Annotated in this window: 11 protein-coding genes; 6 read left to right on the forward strand and 5 right to left on the reverse strand. The window is 68.3% G+C overall.

The window, feature by feature from the left end; genetic code table 11:
• The 3 genes from phnE to phnC all read right to left on the reverse strand — a co-directional run bounded on the left by phnE (nt 1) and on the right by phnC (nt 2,792).
• The gene (phnE, locus tag AB4Y99_RS08770) at nt 1-882 is read right to left on the reverse strand and encodes a phosphonate ABC transporter, permease protein PhnE (RefSeq protein ID WP_441523037.1); all 882 of its coding nucleotides are present in this window, start codon (nt 880-882) and stop codon (nt 1-3) included.
• A gap of 105 nt (nt 883-987) precedes the next feature.
• The gene (gene phnD / locus AB4Y99_RS08775) at nt 988-1,902 is read right to left on the reverse strand and encodes a phosphonate ABC transporter substrate-binding protein (RefSeq protein WP_441523038.1); all 915 of its coding nucleotides are present in this window, start codon (nt 1,900-1,902) and stop codon (nt 988-990) included.
• Nucleotides 1,903-1,973: 71 nt separating this feature from the next.
• Nucleotides 1,974-2,792, reverse strand: a complete 819-nt coding sequence (gene phnC, locus AB4Y99_RS08780; RefSeq protein WP_441523039.1) for a phosphonate ABC transporter ATP-binding protein — start codon at nt 2,790-2,792, stop codon at nt 1,974-1,976.
• Nucleotides 2,793-3,225: 433 nt separating this feature from the next.
• Here phnC and AB4Y99_RS08785 point away from each other — a divergent pair, with 433 nt between their 5' ends.
• Together AB4Y99_RS08785 and AB4Y99_RS08790 are read left to right on the forward strand one after the other, a co-directional pair.
• The gene (locus AB4Y99_RS08785; protein WP_038363111.1) at nt 3,226-4,308 is read left to right on the forward strand and encodes an efflux RND transporter periplasmic adaptor subunit; all 1,083 of its coding nucleotides are present in this window, start codon (nt 3,226-3,228) and stop codon (nt 4,306-4,308) included.
• Nucleotides 4,308-7,148 (forward strand): efflux RND transporter permease subunit, encoded by a 2,841-nt coding sequence (locus AB4Y99_RS08790; protein ID WP_441523040.1) that lies wholly within the window; start codon nt 4,308-4,310, stop codon nt 7,146-7,148. The genes AB4Y99_RS08785 and AB4Y99_RS08790 overlap by 1 nt, the downstream gene beginning before the upstream one ends.
• A gap of 451 nt (nt 7,149-7,599) precedes the next feature.
• On the opposite strand, the gene pbpC is transcribed toward AB4Y99_RS08790, so the two are convergent.
• Nucleotides 7,600-9,696, reverse strand: a complete 2,097-nt coding sequence (gene pbpC / locus AB4Y99_RS08795) for a penicillin-binding protein 1C (protein ID WP_441523041.1) — start codon at nt 9,694-9,696, stop codon at nt 7,600-7,602.
• 95 nt (nt 9,697-9,791) lie between these two features.
• A complete protein-coding gene (locus AB4Y99_RS08800; RefSeq protein ID WP_441523042.1) occupies nt 9,792-15,050 on the reverse strand; it encodes an alpha-2-macroglobulin family protein in 5,259 nt (1,752 codons plus the stop codon).
• A 262-nt stretch (nt 15,051-15,312) separates the two neighbouring features.
• On the opposite strand from AB4Y99_RS08800, the gene AB4Y99_RS08805 reads away from it, so the two are divergent.
• The 4 genes from AB4Y99_RS08805 to AB4Y99_RS08820 all read left to right on the forward strand — a co-directional run bounded on the left by AB4Y99_RS08805 (nt 15,313) and on the right by AB4Y99_RS08820 (nt 20,040).
• Nucleotides 15,313-16,752, forward strand: coding sequence for a serine protease family protein (locus AB4Y99_RS08805; protein ID WP_441523043.1), 1,440 nt, complete (start codon nt 15,313-15,315; stop codon nt 16,750-16,752).
• A gap of 212 nt (nt 16,753-16,964) precedes the next feature.
• Nucleotides 16,965-17,954 (forward strand): tripartite tricarboxylate transporter substrate binding protein, encoded by a 990-nt coding sequence (locus AB4Y99_RS08810; protein ID WP_441523044.1) that lies wholly within the window; start codon nt 16,965-16,967, stop codon nt 17,952-17,954.
• Between the two features lie 78 nt (nt 17,955-18,032).
• Nucleotides 18,033-18,524, forward strand: coding sequence for a tripartite tricarboxylate transporter TctB family protein (locus tag AB4Y99_RS08815; protein ID WP_441523045.1), 492 nt, complete (start codon nt 18,033-18,035; stop codon nt 18,522-18,524).
• Nucleotides 18,525-18,537: 13 nt separating this feature from the next.
• Nucleotides 18,538-20,040, forward strand: coding sequence for a tripartite tricarboxylate transporter permease (locus tag AB4Y99_RS08820; protein WP_441523046.1), 1,503 nt, complete (start codon nt 18,538-18,540; stop codon nt 20,038-20,040).
• Nucleotides 20,041-20,049 lie beyond the last annotated feature (9 nt).

Raw genomic sequence — 20,049 nt, forward strand, 5'->3', positions numbered from 1 at the left:
TCACGAGCGGCTCTCCAGGCTGAGGAGGGCGTGGCGCAGCCGCTCCGTGCCGAGGTCGATCAGCATCACCGCCAGGATGATCAGGAGCATGATGGCGCTGACATCGGTGTAGTAGAATTTGCGGATGGCCTCGATCAGGTCCTGGCCGATGCCGCCGGCGCCGACGAAGCCCATGATCGAGGCGCCGCGCACATTGATCTCGAAGCGCAGCAGGGCGTAGCTCGCGAAGTTGGAGAGCACCTGCGGCATCACGGCGAAGCGCACCACCTGCCACCAGCTTCCGCCAGTCGCGGTGATGCCGTCGACGGGCTTCAGGTCGATGTTCTCGACGACCTCTGAGAAGAGCTTGCCGAGCGCGCCCATGGTGTGGATSGCGATGGCGAGCACGCCGGGCAGCGGCCCCAGCCCGAAGGCAATGACGAAGATCAGCGCGAAGACGATCTCGGGGACGGTGCGGCAGAATTCGAGATAACGGCGCACCGCGAAGCGCAGCCAGGGCGCGCGGCCGAGATTGGCGGCGGCGGMRAAGCAGARSAGGAAGSCGCCGRCSGCGCCCAGSAYGGTGCCGACATAGGCRATCARCASGGTYTGCCAGAGCAGYYTCAGCCAGCSSKYCAGGCCCCAGTACCATTCGGCGAGGTCGGAGCCGAGGCTGGCGAGGCGCAGCGTCGGCAGCGTCTGCCAGATATAGTTCGGGAAGCGGTGGATATTCTCGATGAGCGTGCCGAGCCTGACCTCGGCTCCGACAGCGGAGAGCCAGACGCAGATCGCGAAGACGGCGATGCCGACCAGCATCTGGCGGCGCTTGCTCGCGGCGGCCTGCCGGTAGCTTTCGGCATGGGCCGTGATGGCCGGGTCGTGACGGTCGATCGCGAGGGTCATGGAGGCTGCCCGTGGAGAAGGGCGTCATTCTCGGGCCCGCGGCGCGCGGACCCGAGAAGCTCTTTGAAGAGATGCTCGGGGCAAGCCCGAGCATGACGGGCTGAATTACGACGACTTCTTCTTGCGCAGCGAGTCGACGAAGGTGATGAGCTCGATGACCGGGTCGTAGGCCTTGTTGTCGACGGCGACGAGCGGGCCCTGCTTGCCTTCATAGATCTTGTCGAAGGCGGCCTTGTCCTTGGTGGCGAGGTTGAGGACGGCGTCGCGGATCTTGGCCTTGAGGTCCTCAGGCAGGTCCGAGAGATAGGCCATCGGCGAGTTCACGATCTGCTCGGACTTGTAGATGATCCGGAARTCSTCGGCCTTGRCCATGTTCTTGCGGGCCATGCGGAGCAGGTTCGACTCGTTCTCGTCGTTCCACCAGTTCGCGGCGACGTCGACAGTGCCCTGCTGCAGCGCGATGATCGCGTTCTCGTGGCTGCCGGTATAGACGACCTTGGAGAAGAAGGTGTCCGGGTCGATCTTCATCTTGTCGAGGACGAAGCGCGGCACGTTGTTGCCCGAGGTGGAGTTCGGGTCGACGAGGCCGAGGTTCTTGCCCTTGAGGTCCTCGATCTTCTGGTAGGGCGAATCCTTCTTCACGTAGAAGACGGAGTGATAGCCCTTGGTGCCGTCGAGATTGGTCTCGATCGCGAAGGCGTCGACCTTGACGCCGGTGACGCGGGCGCGGGCGAAGGAAGCCGGGCCGTACATGCCGATCTGGATGTTGCCGGCGCGCTGGCCCTCGATGATCGCGGCGTAGTCATTGGCGACGCGCAGCGTCACCTTGGTGCCGAGCTCCTTCGAGAGATAGTTCACGAAGGGGGTGTAGCGGTCGACGACGCCCGAGGCGTTCTCGGCCGGGATGATGGCGAAGACGAGCTCCGGATACTTCGCCTTCCAGTCCTGGGCGAAAGCCGGGGTGGCGGCGACGGCGAGGCCGGCGGCGGCGAGCTTCAGGGTATGGCGACGGGTCAGCATGCGGTCTGCTCCTTTGGGTGCGGGTCTTCGGGTTAGGCTCGTCTTCTCGCGGCTGGCGGCGCGGCGGCCGCTCAGGCGATCTTCTGCTTGGCGCGCTTGGCTTCGGAGGCGGCGATGGCGTCGAGCGCATCCAGGGCCTCGGCGCCGGCATCCTTGGCCTCGATGCCGTAGAGCTCGGCCGCGACCTCGCGGGTCAGCGCCTGCGGCACGTCGTCGAAGACGACCTTGCCGGCGGCCATGCCGATCAGCCGGTCGCAGTATTTCGCTGCGATATCGAGGTCGTGCAGGTTGCACATCACGGTGATGCCGTSCTCGCGRTTRATGCGGAACAGTGCGTCCATCACGACCTGGGTGTTGCGCGGGTCGAGCGAGGCGATCGGCTCGTCGGCCAGGATGATGCGCGGCTCCTGGACCAGAGCGCGGGCGATGGCGACGCGCTGCTGCTGGCCGCCCGACAGGGTCTCGGCACGCTGGGCGAGGAGATGGGCCATGTCGAGCCGCTCGAGCGCGGCGATGGCGCGGATCTTGTCGTCGGTGGAGAAGCTCTTCACCAGCGTCAGCGCGGGCGAGCGGTGATTGAGCCGGCCGAGCAGCACGTTGGTGAGCACGTCGAGGCGGCCGACGAGGTTGAATTGCTGGAAGATCATCGCGGTGTCGCGGCGCCAGCGCCTGAGCGCGGTGCCCTTCAGCGCCGTGATGTCACGCTCCTCGCAGATGATGCGCCCGGCGCTCGGCTCGGCGAGCCGGTTGAGCATGCGCAGCAGCGTCGATTTGCCGGCTCCGGACCGGCCGATGACGCCGACCATCTCGCCGTTGGGGATCGACAGCGAGACATTGTCGACGGCGTTCTTGTCGCCGAAGCGCTTCACCAGGCCTTCGATGCGCAACATGAAAGGTTCTCGAACATGACATTTCGCACGATGGCGACACCGGGCCGGCCGGAGCCGTCGGAGCCAAGATTCATGCATGGGAAGAAGCGCTATCGGCCGGAGATGACAGCGGCGTGACGGCGGGCGGCCGCTGTGCGGCTCCGAACGGCCTTTCACGGGGCCGGGCGGGCCAACATTTTCGTGAGGTCGGTAAAATGCGCTTGGACGATGGGTGACTTATCGGCAGGATGAGGATGGATGCCTGCGTGCGGCAGAGGCGCCGTATCGGCGCGTCGCGCCCCGGCAGGTATCTTGCATAGGTGCCTAAAGGCGCCGGATCGATGCGGCGGCGGCGCAAAAACATGCGTTTTTGTGCCGCTGTGGCGTGCCGGCATCTTAGCAAGGCCTTTCGTTCCATTTAAGACCAACCGGCGGCAACGGAGCCCCCAGCCTGATGAAGCGGTTCGTTCTCCTTCTCCTCGTTGCCGGCCTGGCAGGCGGCGGGTATTACGGCTACCGGATGCGTCTGGCCGGCAGCCAGCCGGCCCAGGCCAGCGTGGCGCCGACTGCGCGTGCGGCGGTGCCGGTGGAAGTCGCCTCCGTCGAGATCATGACGGTCAGCGAGGAGGTCGAGGCGCTCGGCACTTTGGCCGCCGACGAATCCGTCGTCATCGCCCCCGAGATCGCCGGCCGCGTCGTCTCGCTCGGCTTCAGGGAAGGCGAGCCGGTCAAGGCCGGGCAGGAGCTGGTCAAGCTCGACACCGCGATCCTCGATGCCGAGCTCAAGCAGGCGATGGCCGATCTCGGCCTCGCCCGCGACACCAACGAGCGTCTGAGGGGGTTGGTCTCGCGCGGTTCCGGCACGCAGGTCGCGCTCGACGAATCCGCGGCGAAGCTCGCCTCGACCGAGGCCCGCGTCCAGCTCGCCAAGGCCAAGCTCGCGCAATCGACCATCCTCGCGCCGTTCAACGGCGTGGTCGGCCTGCGCGCGGTCGGCGTCGGCGACTATGTCCCGGTCGGCAAGCCGCTGATCACCCTGACCAGCGTCGACCCGATCAAGATCGATTTCCGCGTTCCGGAGATCTTCCTCAGCCGCCTCAAGGTCGGGCAGCCCGTGCAGATGCGGGTCGATGCGGTCGTCGACCGGAAATTCACCGGCAAGATCTTCGCGATCGACCCGGTCGTGGACGTGAACGGCCGCGCCATCCGCCTGCGCGCGACGATCCCGAACGCGGATCTCGCGCTCAAGCCCGGCCTCTTCGCCCGCCTCGCCATCACCATCGACCAGCGCCCGAACGCGATCGTGGTGCCGGAGATGGCGGTGGTGCCGGATGCCGTCGGCAAGATGGTCTATGTCGTCGAGAACGGCAARGCGAAGCGCCTCAGCGTCGAGCTCGGCAAGCGCCTGCCGGGCAAGGTCGAGATCGTCAGCGGGCTGACGCCCGGCATGCAGATCATCACCGCCGGGCAGATGCGGCTGCGCGACGGCGCCGCCATCGCGATCAAGGACAAGATCGTTCAGACGAGCCAGCTCTGATGAGCCTGTTCGAACTCTTCGTCCGTAGGCCCGTCCTCTCGACGGTCATGAGTCTGCTGGTGATGCTGATCGGCTTCGTCAGCTATGGCCGCCTGACCGTGCGCGAATATCCCAATATCGACGAGCCCGTCGTCTCGGTGCGCACCGATTATCGCGGCGCCTCGGCCGAGATCATCGAGACGCAGGTCACCCAGATCCTGGAGCTCGAGCTCACCGACTTCGCCGACCGCTTCATYKCCGACCGSGTGCAGAAYRTCACCGGCGTSGCSGARGTSCGCATTCTCGGCCARCGGCAATAYGCSATGCGCATCTGGCTCGATCGKGCCCGGATGTCGGCCTATGACGTCAGCGTCCAGCAGATCGAGGCGGCGGTCCGGGCCCAGAACATCGAGATCCCATCGGGCCGCATCGAGAGCAACGACCGCGAATTCACCGTGCTCTCGCAGACCAGCATGACGACGCCGGAGGAATTCCGCGAGATCGTCATCAAGGACGCCAACGGCTTCTCCGTGAAGCTCAAGGACGTCGCCAAGGTCGAGCTCGGCGCGCGCGAGGAGCGCAACGCCGCCTGGTTCGGCGGCGCGCCCTCGGTGACGATCGGCATTGTCAAGCAGGCGACGGCCAACCCGCTCGACGTCTCGGCCGGCATCGAGGAGGCGCTGCCGGGCATCATCGAGGATCTGCCTCAGGGCATGTCGATCGCCAAGTCCTATGATACCTCGGTCTTCATCGACCGCTCGATCAAGGCGGTCTACCAGACGATCATCGAGGCGACCGTCCTCGTCGTCCTGATCATCTTCATCTTCCTGCGCTCGCTGCGAGCGACGCTGATCCCGCTGGTGACGATTCCGGTCTCGCTGATCGGCTCCTTCGCGCTGATGTATGCGCTCGGCTTCACCGTGAACACCCTGACGCTGCTCTCGATGGTGCTCGCCATCGGCCTCGTCGTCGACGACGCCATCGTCRTGCTSGAGAACGTGCACCGCCATATCGAGGACGGCATCGCGCCGACCAAGGCGGCGATCCGCGGCATCAACGAGATCGCCTTCGCGGTGGTGGCGATGACACTGACGCTGGTCGCGGTCTATGCGCCGATGGCGTTCTCGACCGGCCGCACCGGCAAGCTCTTCATCGAGTTCGCGCTGACGCTGGCCGGCGCGGTGCTGGTCTCGGGCTTCGTCGCGCTGACGCTGACCCCGATGATGTGCGCCAAGCTGCTGCGCCATCACGATTCCCATAGCTGGCTGTTCAACGTGCTGGAGCGTGGCTTCAACGCGCTGTCGCGGGGCTACAGGGCGTCGCTGCGCGCGGCGCTGTCGGTGCGTCCGCTCATTATCCTGCTGGCGGTGGGCGTCGCCGGCGGCGGCTACTACTTCTTCACCCATCTGCGCTCGGAATTGTCGCCAGTCGAGGATCGCGGCACGATCAACGTGATCGGTGTCGCGCCCGAGGGCGCCACGCTGTCCTTCACCGCCGACTATGCCCGGCGGGTCGAGACCTATTTCAAGAACATCCAGGAGGTCGAGACCTACCTCGTCATCGTCGGCTTCCCCGATGTGACCCGCGCCATCGCCTTCGCCCGCCTCAAGCCCTGGGAGGAGCGCGAGCGCAAGCAGCAGGATCTGGTCGCCGAGATCAACCGGGGGCTGTCGCAAATCCCGGGCATCCGCCTGTTCGCCACCAATCCGGCCTCGCTCGGCCAGGGCCAGGCGAACAGCAAGCCGGTCGAGTTCGTGCTGCGCTCCTCCGAGCCCTATGCCCAGATCAAGTCCTATGTCGACCAGCTGATGGCGGAGGTCGCGAACTCGCCCGTTCTGACCAATGTCGAGAGCAACCTCATTCTCGACAAGCCGCAGATCAAGGTTTCGATCGACCGGCAGCGCGCCGCGGATCTCGGCGTCAATGTCGACATCATCGGCCGCACCATGGAGACGCTGCTCGGCGGCCGGCAGGTGACGCGCTTCAACATGAACAGCAAGCAGTACGACGTCGTGCTGCAGGTCGAGGGCACGGAGCGCAACACGCCGCAGGCGCTGCAGTCGATCTATCTGATGGGCCGCGGTGGCGCGGTGGTGCAGCTCTCCAGCCTGGTCAAGGTCGAGGAGAACGTCGCGCCCAAGGAACTGGTCCGCTTCAATCAGCTCCGCTCGGCGACGATCACCGCGATCCCTGCGCCCGGCTATTCGCTGGGCGATGCGCTCAAGGTGCTGGAGGAGGGCGCGGGGCGCGTGCTGCCCAGTTCGGTGCAGATCGACTATTCCGGCCAGAGCCGCGAGTTCAAGCAGTCGGGCGCCAGCATCTTCATCGTCTTCCTGCTCGCGCTCGGCTTCATCTATCTGGTGCTGGCGGCGCAGTTCGAGAGCTTCGTCGACCCCATCGTCATCATGGTCTCGGTGCCGCTCTCGCTGACGGGCGCGCTTGCCGCGCTGTACTACTCGGGCGGCACGATGAACGTGTACAGCCAGATCGGCCTGATCACGCTGGTCGGCCTCATCACCAAGCACGGCATCCTGATCCTGGAGTTCACCAACCAGTTGCGCGAGGAGGGCAAGGAGATGATCGACGCCCTCGTCGAGGCGGCGGAACTGCGCCTGCGTCCGATCCTGATGACGACCGGCGCCATGGTGCTCGGCGCCGTGCCGCTCGCCATCGCCCATGGCGCCGGCGCGGAAAGCCGCTCGCAGATCGGCTGGGTCATCGTCGGCGGCATGAGCTTCGGCACCTTGCTGACGCTCTATGTGGTGCCGGTGGCCTACAGCTATCTGGCGCGCAAGGTCCATGGTTCGCGCCATGGCGCACATGAAGAGGCGCATGGCGCGCATCCGCAGCCGGCGGAGTAGCGCGCGTTCCTTCCCTTCTCCCCTTGCGGGAGAGGGTGTCTGCGAAGCCGATGGATAAAGGAAGGGTCGCGYMAGCGGCCCTTTCTTGTTTTCGGCTGAGGTTCCGCCCTCATCCGTCTCTGCTTCGCCGAGCCACCTTCTTCCCCAAGGGGAGAAGGAAGACCCCCGGTTCCTCGACCAAACTTATCCCCGCCCTTCCGCCCCATGCCTATTCTCGCCTCGTCCCATTCGACCGAGGGGCTTCGCGAGGCATCGTGCGGCCGGTTGGGATTGCGGGTTTCGCGCTCCCGGACCGAGGTCGTCGCTGTTCGACACCATCGACATCGACTCGACATCGGCACGCAGCCGTCGACTGCGAACGCCGCCAGGCTCCGCGCATCCCCTCGGATGCAACAGGCCCGAAAACCCCGCAGGCGAGGCCTGGACGGGGTTTTCGGTGCGCGCAAGCTTGCTACTGCAACCTGACCGAGACGCTCTCGCTCGCTCCCGTCCCATCCACCACGGAAATTCGCATGAAGCCCTTGCCGGGCGGCTGCCAGGCGGCCTCGCGTCGACGCAGTGGCGCGGTGACAGGCGTGCCGTCGACCAGCCAGGTGAAGGGCGGTGCACCGCCCGCGGCCTTCAGATTGAGCTGGCCCTGGCCGTCGAGGCTGTCGGCCGAGAGGTCGATGCGGGCGCCGTCCGGCGGGAAGGCGAGTTTCAAGGCCGGCGTCGCGATGGCGGCCACCGTCTTCGGCACATCCTGGCGCAGATGGCGCAGCGGCGGCGGCAGGTGGTTCGTGCTCGCCACGATGGCGTCGGCGGGTTGCGGGAAGGGGCGCGGATCGATGCCGAGCCGGGCGAAGGCGTCGAACAGGATCGGCGCCGCCACCACGCGCCCGACGAGGCCGGGCACGGCGCCGTTATCGGCCCGGCCGACCCAGACGCCGATGGTGTGCTTGCGGTCGAAGCCGACGGCCCAGGCATCGCGATAGCCGTAGGAGGTGCCGGTCTTATAGGCGATGCGGCCGGGCACGGCGTTGAGCGGTGGCGGCGCGCCGAGCAGCGTGTCGGCGACATACCAGGCCGCGACCGGCTCGACGAGATGCAGGGGCGGCGTTCCGCCGGAAGACGGCTCCTCCCTGAACCGCAGCGGCGCCATCTCGCCGCCGCGCGCCAGCCCGACATAGGCGCGGGTCAGGTCCTGCAAGGTGATGCCGAGCCCGCCGAGGCCGACCGCGAGGCCGGGCGCGCCGCCCTCTTTCGGCAGAGCGACGGTGATGCCGGCATCGCGCAGTCGCGACAGGAAACGCTGCGGGCCGAGCGCCGAGAGCAGCTCCACCGTCGGGACGTTCAGGGAGAGCTGCAGCGCCTTGCGGGCGCTGACCATGCCCTGGAAGGTCATGTCGAAATTCTCGGGCACATAGCTGCCATAGCGTGCCGGCCGGTCTTCCAGCATCGTCTCGGGATGGGCGATGCCGTTGTCGAAGGCGAGCGCATAGATGAAGGGCTTCAGCGCCGAGCCGGGCGAGCGCAGGGCCCGCGTCAGGTCGAGCGCGCCTGCCCGTTCGGCCGCGAAATAATCGACGCCGCCGACGGAGGCGCGGACCGCGYCGGTCTCGTTGTCGACGGCGAGGATCGCGATCGAAACCTGGGGCGCGAGGCCGAGGCTGCGCTCGCGGGCGAGGCCTTCCAGGCTCTTCTGCAGGCGGGCATCGAGGCTGAGACGGTGGACGCGCTGCGCCGGCGCCTCCGCCACGACCTGCTCGGCGACATGGGGGCTCAAGGTGGGGAAGGGGCGGCGCCCGGTCGGGATCTCCTCGTCGCGCGCGGCGGTGACTTCTCCGGCCGTCGCGATGCCGGCACGTTCGATGCGGGCGAGCACACGGGCGCGGGCTTTTCGGGCGGCTTCCGCGAAACGGTCGGGCCGGCGTGTCTCGGGCGATTGCGGCAAGGCGACGAGCAGSGCSGCYTCGGCGGTGGAAAGMCGYTTCGGCTCSYKGCCGAAATAGGCGAAGCTYGCSGCRCGCASGCCTTCGAGATTGCCGCCGAAGGGGGCGAGGTTGAGATAGAGGTCGAGGATCTCGGTCTTGCTGAGGTGCCGTTCCAATTCGACGGCACGCACGGCCTGCCGGATTTTTGCGGCAAGGTTGCGCTCGTCGCGCGGCTCGAGCAGGCGGGCGACCTGCATGGTCAGGGTCGAGCCGCCGGAGACGACGCGGCCATGCCGCAGCATCTGGCCGGCGGCGCGCGCCAGGCCGAGCGGATCGATGCCGGGATGGCTGTCGAAGCGCCTGTCCTCATAGGCCTTGAGCATGGCGAGGTAGCGCGGGTCGACATCGTCGCYGGTGACGGGAAGTTTCCAGCGGCCATCCGTGGTGAGGAAGGGCCGCAGCAGCCGGCCTTCGCGGTCGAGCACGACGGTCGAGCGGTCGGCGGCGGCGGAAAGGCCGAGCGGCGGGAGGGAGCGGATGTAGAGGGTGAGGGCGGTGGTGGCGGCAACGACCGCAAGGGCGCAGGCCGCCACCCCGATCTTAAGCTTGCCGAAGCGGYCAGGACGCGGCGTCATGCTCGGGCTTGACCCGAGCATCTCCTGATCGAGATTCTCGGGTCTGCGCTTCGCTTCGCCCGAGAATGACGGACTGGTCGGGTCATTCACGGCCATCACCGCGCCGAACTGATCTCCACCGCGCCGAAGCCGGTGCGGCCGAAGCGATCCGGCCGGTACATGTCCTCGATCACGGCGGCCGGCGCGACATAGCGGCCGGGCGAGACAGCCCGGGCGATATAGGCGATGGTGTAGGCGAGCTTGTCGCTCTTTCCGCCGGAGCGCTCGAAGGCCGCGACGAAGCGGTCGTCGCGCGCTTCGGTATGCACCGGCGAGACCTCCTGCTTCAGCCAGTCGAGCCCGGCGGTCGAGGCGCCCTCGGTCAGGTTGGCATTCTCGATCTCCAGCCCGGCCGGCACCGGATCGACCAGCAGCAAGCGGCCGAAGCGCGGCGCGCCCTCGGTCACGTTGAGCGCCACGACATAGCGCTCGTTCTGGCGCAGGCGGGCGGGGTCGGCCCGCTCGCCCTTCATCGTGTAGATCACGCGCTCGAGGCCGAAACCCTGGTTCAGCGCCGGCTCCGGCGTGGTCGGGATGCCCGCGACGGTGATCACCGCCTGGGCATTGGCGCTGCCCGGATTGGCGATGGTCAGTGGCTTGGCGTCCAGCGCCTCGGCCGAGACGGTGCGGTAGAAGGCGCCCTTGCGGGCCGCGCCGTCGACGGTCAGCGTCATGCCCTCGGCCTCCTTGGACATGGCCTGCGCCGCCAGCACCATCCACATCTGCTCCTGCGTCGAGGTGTAGCTGTTGCGAGCGCTGTTGCGGGTGGCGTCGAGGAGGGAGACGGCGCGACCGATATCGGCCCGCTCGCCATTCGATTCCGCGATCAGCGCGAGCACGCCGGCGCCGTCGCGCAGGCGCGAGCCGTAATCGGGGCGCGAGAACCCGTCATCACCAGCCTGCTGGAGCAGGCCGAGCGCGCTGCCGAAGGCGGTGCGGCCGCGCGCCCGGTCGCCGAGCGCCGAGAGCGCCGCGCCGATCTGGGCGCGGGCGAGCGGGGTCGCGAAATCGCCGAGCTTGTTGTCGGCGAGATAGCGCAGATCGCCCATCACCGGCCGGCCGTTGCGGGCGAGCACATAGAGCGCATAGGCGATGCCGGCGGCCTCCTCCTTGTTGATGTCGCCGGTGTTGACGACCTGGTTGCGCAGGCGGTCCAGCGCCATGTTGAAGGCCACCTGCGGCACGTCGAACTTGCGCTCGCGGGCCCGCGTCAGGAAGTCCGCGACGAAGGCGTCGAGCCACAAATCCTCGCCGCCGACGCCCCACAGGCCGAAGGAGCCGTTGCCGCCCTGCCGGGCGAGCACGCGCTCGATTGCCTTCTGCACGCGCTCATCGGCATTGTCGTCGAGCGCGAGGTTCTCCATCGAGGCGAGCTGGTTGACCGCCAGCAGCGGCAGCGCCCGCGAAACGGTCTGCTCGGTGCAGCCATAGGGGTAGCGGTCCAGCGCCTTGAGCAAGGCGGGCACGTCGAGCGAGCCGAAGGGCGAGACCGAGACCGAGACCTGCCCCGAGCCCGGCACGAGATCAGCCAGCAGGTCGGAGGAGACGGTGACGGCGCCGCCATTGCCGGGGATCGGCCGGACGATGCGGCGCGCCAGCGTCGCCGCCGAGGGCTGTACCTTGACCGCGAGGTTCTGCACCGTGCCGATGCCGTTCGGTCCGGAGACGCGCACGTCGAATTCGGCGCGGCCGAGGCCGGCTGCGGTGACGGGGATCGTCATCTGCGTCTTGGCGCCGGYCGCGAGCTGGACCGTGCGATGGGTCGCATCGGCGGCGACGAGGACCGGGCCCTTCACGTCGAGATCGACGGTGTAGGCGCCGGCGGGACCCTCGACATTGTCGATCTGGAGATGGAAGCGGGACTGGTCGCCGATGGCGAGGAAGCGCGGCAGCGTCGCCTGCGCCACGACCTGGTCGCGCACGATCACGTCGGCGCTGGCCTGGCCGGTGCGCCCGGCCGACCAGGCGACGCCCATGACGCGCACCGTGCCGTTGAAGGCCGGCAGGTCGAAATCGATCTTGGCCGTGCCGTCGGCCCCGACCTTGACCACGCCGGAATAGCGGGCGAGCGGCTCCTGCGTCGGCTTCTCGCCGTCCATCTTGGGCGCGGCGTCGCCGCCGGTGCGGATGGTGCCGCGCACGCCCTGCATGCCGTCGATCAGATAGCCGTAGAGATCGCGCAGATCATGGCCGAGCTGGCGCTGCCCGAAGAAGTACTTGCTCGGATCGGGACTCTCATAGCGGGTGAGGTTGAGGATGCCGACATCGACGGCAGCGACCGTGACGAAGGCGTCCTCGCCGGCTTTCATCCCGGAGAGCTTGACCGGCAGCGAGAGCGTCGAGAGCGGGCGCACCAGCTTGGGCGCGCCGAGATCGACCGCCAGCGTGCGCTCGTCCTTGCCGATCTGGAACCATGCCAGACCGATCGCGCGSCCGGGCAGGCGCTKGGCGGCGGTGTCCATCGGGCGRTGGGCSARCRCGACGAGATAGGCGCTCGCRCCCCATTCCGMCTTSACCGGGATCGWGGCSGTGSTGCCGCCCTCGGTGATGTCGATGGTGCGGATGTCCGCGAGCTTGTCGCTGATGACGGCGAGCGTCGCCTTGCCGGCGAAGCGCGGCGAGAGCCGGACCTGCACGGTCTCGCCATTGGCGTAGGACGCCTTGTCCAGGGCGACGTCGAGCACATCCGGCGTATCGGCGGTCTTGTCGCTTTCATAGCCGACGCTGAAGGAGACGGCAGTCGCGGCCTCCTCGGCGCCGTCGGAGGTCACGTCGAGCCGGTAATTGCCCCATTCGACGGGCGCGGCGATCTTCGCCGGCTCGGTCGCGGAGACCGTGACCTGCCCGTCCGAGACGCGCCTCGTGGTGGTGACGCCCTCATAGTTCCAGCGGCCATCCTTGAAGAACCACTGGTAGTTGCGGCGGACCTTCGAGAGCACCCATTTCACGTTCGGCCGGCTGAGCCGCTTGCCGTCGCCGGTCGCCATGATGACGTCGAAGGTCGCGGTCTGGTTGTTGCCGAGCTCGCCGTCCTTGAAGGTCTGCCGGACGCCGATGGCCGCGCCCTTGGGCACGATCGGCACGGTGACGGAGCGGGCGATGGCGCGCCCGCCGGGCTCGCCGACGCGCACGGTCATCTCGACCTCGAGCGGGCGGTTGGTCTCGGCCTGCTGGACGGGGTTGGAGATCGTCGCCTTGCCGGCGGCGTCGGTGGTGGCGCTCTCCTCGAATTCGGTCTGGACGGGATCGAAGGATTCGTCGGTCAGGCCGACCTGATAATCCCCGAAGCCGGGGATGGCGCTGGCGCTCGCGGCGCGCAGCGTCATCGAGCCGGTGACGTCGAGCGCGGAGCCCGGCGCGCCATAGAGATAGCGGGCGGCGACGTTGACCTCGGCCGGCTCGCCGGCCTGGAGCACCGGAGCCTTCGGAGCGAGCGTCAGCTCCAGCCGCTCGGGAACGTAATCCTCGACGAGGAAGGAGGTCTCGCCGATCGCCTGTCCCTTCGGATCGGCATAGGCGAGGACGCGCCAGGTGCCGGTGGCGGCGCCGGAGATCAGCGGGATCGAATGGGCGCGGCCGCCCGCACCCTGGTCCTCGACCTGACGGCGGCGGTACTCGACGCCGTCGGGGCGCTTGACCACGATGGTGAGCGGCAGGCCGGTGACGGCGGCGCCCTTGGCGTCGCGCAGCAGCGAGGTGAGATAGACCGTCTCGCCCGAGCGGTAGACGCCGCGCTCGGTATAGAGRWAGGCGTCGAGSCCGGCCGGSGCGACGCGGCCCTTCACRCCRCGATCSGASAGATCGAAGGCGGTCTGCTTCAGGTCGAGGAAGCCRTAATCCTCRCCSAGCMSGGCGGTGACGAKGCCSGGCGCATTGCCGCCTTCGCCCTTGGCGAGCCCTGCGTCGAAGCGGGCATAGCCGTTGGAATCGGTCTTTGCCGTGCCGAGCACCTCGTTGTTGCGGGCGATCAGGCGCAGCTCCGCGTTGGCGATCGGCTTGGCGTCGGCGAGCGAGCGGGCAAGCACATGCACGCCGTCCGGCCCGGAGAAGGAGGTCAGGCCGAGATCGGAGACGACGAACCACTGCGTCGCGCGGGTGGTGCCGTCATCGTAGGAATCGCCGTCGTCGCCGGTCGCGGGCGCGGCCGGGCCGCCCGAAGGCTTGGCGAACATGACATAGACGCCGGGTTTCAGGCTGCCGACCGCCTCGACCACCGGGAAGGCTGTGACGACGTCCTTGTTGAGCTCGGACTTCACGTCCATCGTGCCGGTCCAGACGCTCTGGCCCTTGTCGGAGGCGATCTGGCGGGATTGCCACGAGCCGAGCTGGCTCAGGAAGTCGTCGGAATGGACCGAGTTGATCAGGTTGCGGTCGCCGATCCGCATCACCTCGAGGTCGAGCTTGCCCGAATTGACCGAAACGACCGGGATGCCCTGCTGGCCGGTGCGGGGCAGGACGTAGTTCTTGCCGGTGAAGCGGACGGAGGGCGTGCGGTCGCGGACATAGATCTCGTAATCGGCCGATTTCAGCAGCGTCTCGTCGGGGATGGCGGAGGGCACGCCCTGGCGGATGACGATGGCGTAGCGCTCGCCATGGCGCAGCCCGTCGACGCAGATCTGGCGTTCCTCGCCGCTGACGGCGAAATCGCCGGAGCCGCCGGAGATCGCGACATAGGGCGCGAAATCGACATTGCCGCGGGCGAGCGGTTCGGAGAATTCGAAGCAGGCGCGCGGGGAGGCGGCGTCGGAATCGACCTGGTTCGAGAGCAGGCGGAAGCCGCGTTTTTCGCGCAGATCCTCATAGCTCTTCTGCAGCGAGGCATTGGCGGCGAGGTCGAGGCTGAGCCGATAGGTCGTCAGCGCCGGGCGCCAGAGCTCGTATTTCTCGAAGGTCTGGGCGAGCACGCCGAGCGAGGAGGCCTCGTCGGTGCGGTTGCTGGCGCGGCTATAGGCGAGATAGGCGGCGGTGATGGCGCGCTCGCGCATCTCCCAGCGCTCGCGATAGTCGCGCGGCTCGATGCCGCTGGCGGCGCGGGCCATGAGGCGCCAGGCGGCGGCATTGCCGGAATCGGCGACCACGGCGGCATTGGCGAGCGGCAGGGCGCCGCGCGCATCGCCGCGCCCGAGCACGATGTCGCCGGCGCGGACGAGATCGGCCGCCGGGCGGTTGCCGGCCGCGACCTCGCGCTTCAGCCGCTCCTCCAGCCTCTGCCCGTCGGCCGCGAGATCGGTGCGGATATAGGCCTTCTGGGCGAAGGCCGGGGCGGCCGCGAAGCTCAGGCAGAGCGCGACCAGGAGGCGGGACAACAGGTTCATCGTCGATCCTCTTCGGCGGCCGAGGGCTTCAGCGTGGCTGGCGAAGGCTTCGGACCGATGACGGTGCTGAACGGGCCGGCAGGCTATCACCGCGCCGCGCCCGTGCAAGTCATGCGCGTGAAGGATGCGGCGGCGCTGCGCGCGGGCTAGGCGGTCGCCCGGGATGACACGCGCTGGGATGCCTTTCTGCGGTTGCAGCGCCAGGCGTTCTGACGCTCAATGCAGCCGCTTCGCCGCTTCGCCGCTTGCCGAGGACGAGACCATGTTGCCTGACGATCGAAACCGAGCGCGAATCAAGCAAGCCGGTGCGGCCCTGCTCGGTCTGGCGCTGCTGGCGGCGGCGTCGGGCGCACAGGCGCAGGCTCCCGCCCCGGCCGCGCCCAATCCGCAGATGGCGGCGGCGCAGGCGAGCTTCGAGGCGCTGCCCGAGGCCGAGCGCAAGGCGATCCAGACCGATCTGATCTGGGCGGGCCAGTTCAACGGCGCGGTCAGCGGCTCCTTCGGTCCGCTGACCTTCCGCGCGATCAATGCGCTCAAGGGCGGGCGCGGGCCGGCGGACGGCGTCCTCGCCCCGGCCGACCGCGCGGCACTGGCCAAGGCGGCGCAGGCGGCACGCGATGCCGCCGGCTTCCGGCTGATCACCGACGACAAGACCGGGGTGCGCATCGGCATTCCCGGCAAGCTCCTGCCGAAGCGCGACGCGACGCCCGCCGGCGGCAGCCGCTGGCAGAGCGCCGACGACAAGGTGACGCTCGACACCACCGCCTCGCCGCCGGGCGACGATCTCGCGGCGCTGTTCGAGAAGGCCACCACTGTCAGCCCGAACAGCCCGCGCAAGATCACCTACAAGCTGCTCCGGCCGGATTTCTTCGTCGTCACCGGGGAGACGCCGACCGGGCGGTTCTATCGCCGGCTCGCAGCCGGGCCGCAGGGCCTGCGCGGCTTCTCGATCGGCTACGACAAGGCGCTGGCCCCGACCGTCGACAAGCTCGTCATCGCGATCGCCGCGAGCTTCGAGCCCTTCCCGACCGGGCCGGCGCCTGCAAGCGGGACTGCTGTCGCCAGTGCTGCTGCGCCGGCATCGGCGCCGCCGCTGACGCAGCCGGCGGCGCGCAGCAATGAGCGCTATGGCGTCGCGGTGCTGCTCTCCGACAAGGTCGCGCTCGGCGCGGCGTCGGCGGTCGAGGGCTGCCGCAGCCTGCGGGCCGGCGGGCGCACCGCCAAGCCGCGGGCGAAGGATGCCAGCGGCCTCGTGCTGCTCGATCTCGACGGAACCGGCGCGGCCAGGCCGCCCGCATTGGCGGGGCAGGCGCCGGATGCGGGCGCGGCGCTGGTGCTGGTGGCCTTCAGCGACGATGCCGGCAAACGCGCCGCCGTGGCGCTGCCGGGGCAGGCCCTGCGCGCCACCACCGGGGCGGCGGTGCTGGCGCCGCTGCAACCCGGACAGGCCGGAAGCCCGGCCTTCGACCGTCAGGGCCGGCTCGTCGGGCTGGTGACCGCCAACCCCTCCGACAAGCAACTCGTCGCCGGCATCGCGCCGCAGCGTTCCTATGCGCTGGCGGATTCCGCCGCGATCCAGGGCGTTCTCGGCAATGCCGGCCTGTCGCTGACGACCGATTCAGGCGCTGCCGCCAGCCTCAGCACCGGCGCGGTCGTCGACAAGGTTTCGGGCGCGGTCGTGCCGCTGGTGTGCGGGTTGTAGCGCTTTTCCGCTGACCGGTTTCCCGAAGCTCCCAGCGCGGGGAGCACCCGTGCCCGCTGTGACGAAACCCGCCGGAAAAGGCTCTTTCTCCGCCGAAATGCGAAGTTGCCACCGCTTCTGCGATCGGCTCAGATGACCCGGTTATCTCAAGAGCGCCCCGCCAGCGGTGAGGAGCGCTCAGCCCCTAAAACGATTTAGCGGAGGAATGACAGATGACCACCCTCGACAGACGCAGTGTGCTCAAGGGAGCGGCGGCGGGGGCTGCCGGCCTGATCGCCGCGCCTGCCATCGCACAGGCCAAGTTCCCATCCCGTCCCGTCACCCTGGTATGCCCCTGGGGAGCCGGCGGCGGCACCGATGCCGTCGTCCGCATCATCGCCTCGCTGCTGGAAAAGAGCCTCGGCCAGCCCTTCAGCGTGGTGAACCGCACCGGCGGCTCCGGCGTGGTCGGCCATTCCGCCATCGCGACGGCGCCGCCGGACGGCTACACGCTCGGCATCATCACCTCCGAGATCGCGATGATGCATCACCAGGGCCTGACGCAACTGACCTATGCAAGCTACACGCCGCTGGCGCTGATGAACGACGACCCGCCGGGCGTGCAGGTGAAGTCGGATTCGCCCTACAAGGACGTGAAGCAGCTCGCGGATGCGATCAAGGCCGCGCCCGCCGGCAAGTTCAAGGCGTCCGGCACCGGGCAGGGCGGCATCTGGCATCTCGCCCTCGTCGGCTGGATGCAGGCGATGGGGCTGAAGCCCGACCATGTCGCCTGGGTTCCCTCGAACGGCGCCGCGCCCGCGATGCAGGACCTCGCTGCGGGCGGGCTAGACCTCGTGACCTGCTCGGTGCCCGAGGCGCGCGCGATGATCGATGYCGGCCGCGCCAAGGCACTCGCCATCATGGCGGCGGAGCGCAACCCGCAATTCAAGGACGTACCGACACTGAAGGAGGCGCTGAACATCGAGGTTCCGCTCGGCTCCTGGCGCGGCATCGGAGGACCGAAGAACCTGCCGCCGGACGTCGCCAAGCTGCTCTCCGCCGAGCTGAAGAAGATCTACGACTCGCAGGAGTACAAGGACTTCATGAATTCGCGCGGCCTCTCGATGAAATATGCGGACGCGGAGAATTTCGGCTCGTTCATGGCCGAGAGCGACAAGGCGATGGGCGCCTTCATGAAGGCGGGCGGGCTCGCCAAGGGCTGACGCTCGGACCTCGCGCAGCCGGGCGCGGCCGCATACGCCGCGACCGGCCTCTTCCCGTCACGAAAGCCGTTTTTGCCCATGCTCCTCTCAGACAAGGTCACCGGAGGTATCGTCGCCGTTCTGGGCGGCCTCGCCTTCGCCTATGGCTCGCAACTGCCGCCGGTGCCCGGCCAGCAGATCGGCCCTTCCGCCTTCCCAATGGTGATCGGCGCTGGCCTCGTCCTCTGCGGCGGGCTGATCATGCTCGGGATCGGCCATCGCTTCGAGGAGGTTGCCGAGGCCGATCTCGCCAACCACACAGCGCCGGAGCAACTCGCGCCGCTGCCGGCCTGGCGCAACTGRCTGGCCTTGCTGCCGCCGGCGCTGCTGGCCTTCTACGCGCTGGTCTCGGAGACGCTGGGCTTCCTGCCGACGGCGGCGATCATGGTCCTGGTAGCGAGCCTCGCCTTCGGAGCCAGGCCGAAGCTCGCCGTGCCGCTGGCGCTCATCGCGCCCTTCGTCATCAACCTGATCTTCCTGAAGCTGCTGCGCGTGCCGCTGCCCGGCGGCATCCTGCCCTTCCCCTGGTGAGCGAGGCCTGACGATGGACACCGTCATCAAGGCCTTCGGGCTCGTCTTCCAGTTCGATGTGATGGTCGCGATCGTTGCCTCCGCGTTCTACGGGCTGACGGTCGGCGCGCTGCCCGGCCTGTCTGCGACGATGGCGACGGCGCTGCTGGTGCCAGTCACCTTCTATCTCTCGCCGATTGCCGCGATCGCGACGATCATCACCGCATCGGCTATGGCGATCTTCTCCGGCGACATTCCGGGCTGCCTCCTGCGCATCCCCGGCACGCCGGCCTCCGCCGCCTATACCGATGAGGCCTATGCGATGACGCGCAAGGGCCAGGCGGAGACGGCGCTCGGCATCTGCCTGTGGTTCTCGGCGCTGGGCGGCATCGCCGGCACGCTCTCGCTGATGCTGATCGCGCCGCTGCTGGCCGATGTCGCGCTCTCCTTCTCGACCTATGAGAATTTCTGGCTCGCCATGCTCGGCCTGATGTGTTCGACGCTGGTGGCGCGGTCCTCGCCGATCAAGGCGATCGCGGCGATGCTGCTCGGCCTGCTGATCACCTGCATCGGCATCGACAATCCCGGCGGCGTGCCGCGCTTCACCTTCGGCTCGACAGACCTGCTCGGCGGCATCGAGCCGATCCCGGCGCTGGTCGGCGTCTTCGCGCTGGCCGAGGTGATGCGCGCGCTGACCGAGCGCGAACCGCCCAAGATCGAAAACCGGCGCCTGGGCTCCATTCTCAAGGGGCAGTGGAAGCTCACCAAGGAATACCCCAAGCAGCAGACGCGCGGGAAYATCGTCGGCATCATCATCGGCGTSCTGCCGGGCGCCGGCGCCGACATGGCGGCCTGGGTAAGCTATGCGATGGCCAAGCGCTTCTCGAAGACGCCCGAGAAGTTCGGCACCGGCCATCCCGAAGGGCTGATCGAGGCCGGCGCCTCCAACAACGCCTCGCTTGCCTCGGGCTGGGTGCCGGCGCTGCTCTTCGGCATTCCCGGCGATACCATCACCGCCATCGCCATCGGCGTGCTCTACATGAAGGGGCTGAACCCCGGGCCGACGCTGTTCACCCAGCAAGCCGAGAGCATGTATGCGCTCTACATCATCTTCATCCTCGGCAACATCATCATGATCCCGTTCGGCATCGTCATGATCCGGCTGGCGAGCAAGGTCGTCGGCGCGCCGCGCTCGGCGGTGATGCCGGTGATCATGATCTTCTGCGCGGTCGGCGCCTTCGCGACGGCCGGCAACAACCTGTTCGCGGTCTGGTGCGTCGCCCTCTTCGGCATCATCGGCTTCGTGATGGAGAAAAACGGCTATCCGGTCGCGGCGATGGTGCTCGGCATCGTCATGGGGACGATGGTGGAGCAGAGCTTCGTCACCTCGCTGATCAAGTCGGACGGCTCGGTGCTGCCCTTCTTCGAGCGGCCGGTCTCGTCCGTGCTCGCGGCGATGACGGTTGCGGCGCTGCTCTGGCCGGTCTTCTCCTGGACGCGCGACTGGCTGAGGGGGCGGAGAGCCGTGGCGGCCTGACGAGCCGTC

The sequence above is a fragment of the Allobosea sp. TAB14 genome (assembly GCF_052113865.1).
GTDB classification, from domain to species: domain Bacteria; phylum Pseudomonadota; class Alphaproteobacteria; order Rhizobiales; family Beijerinckiaceae; genus Allobosea; species Allobosea spartocytisi.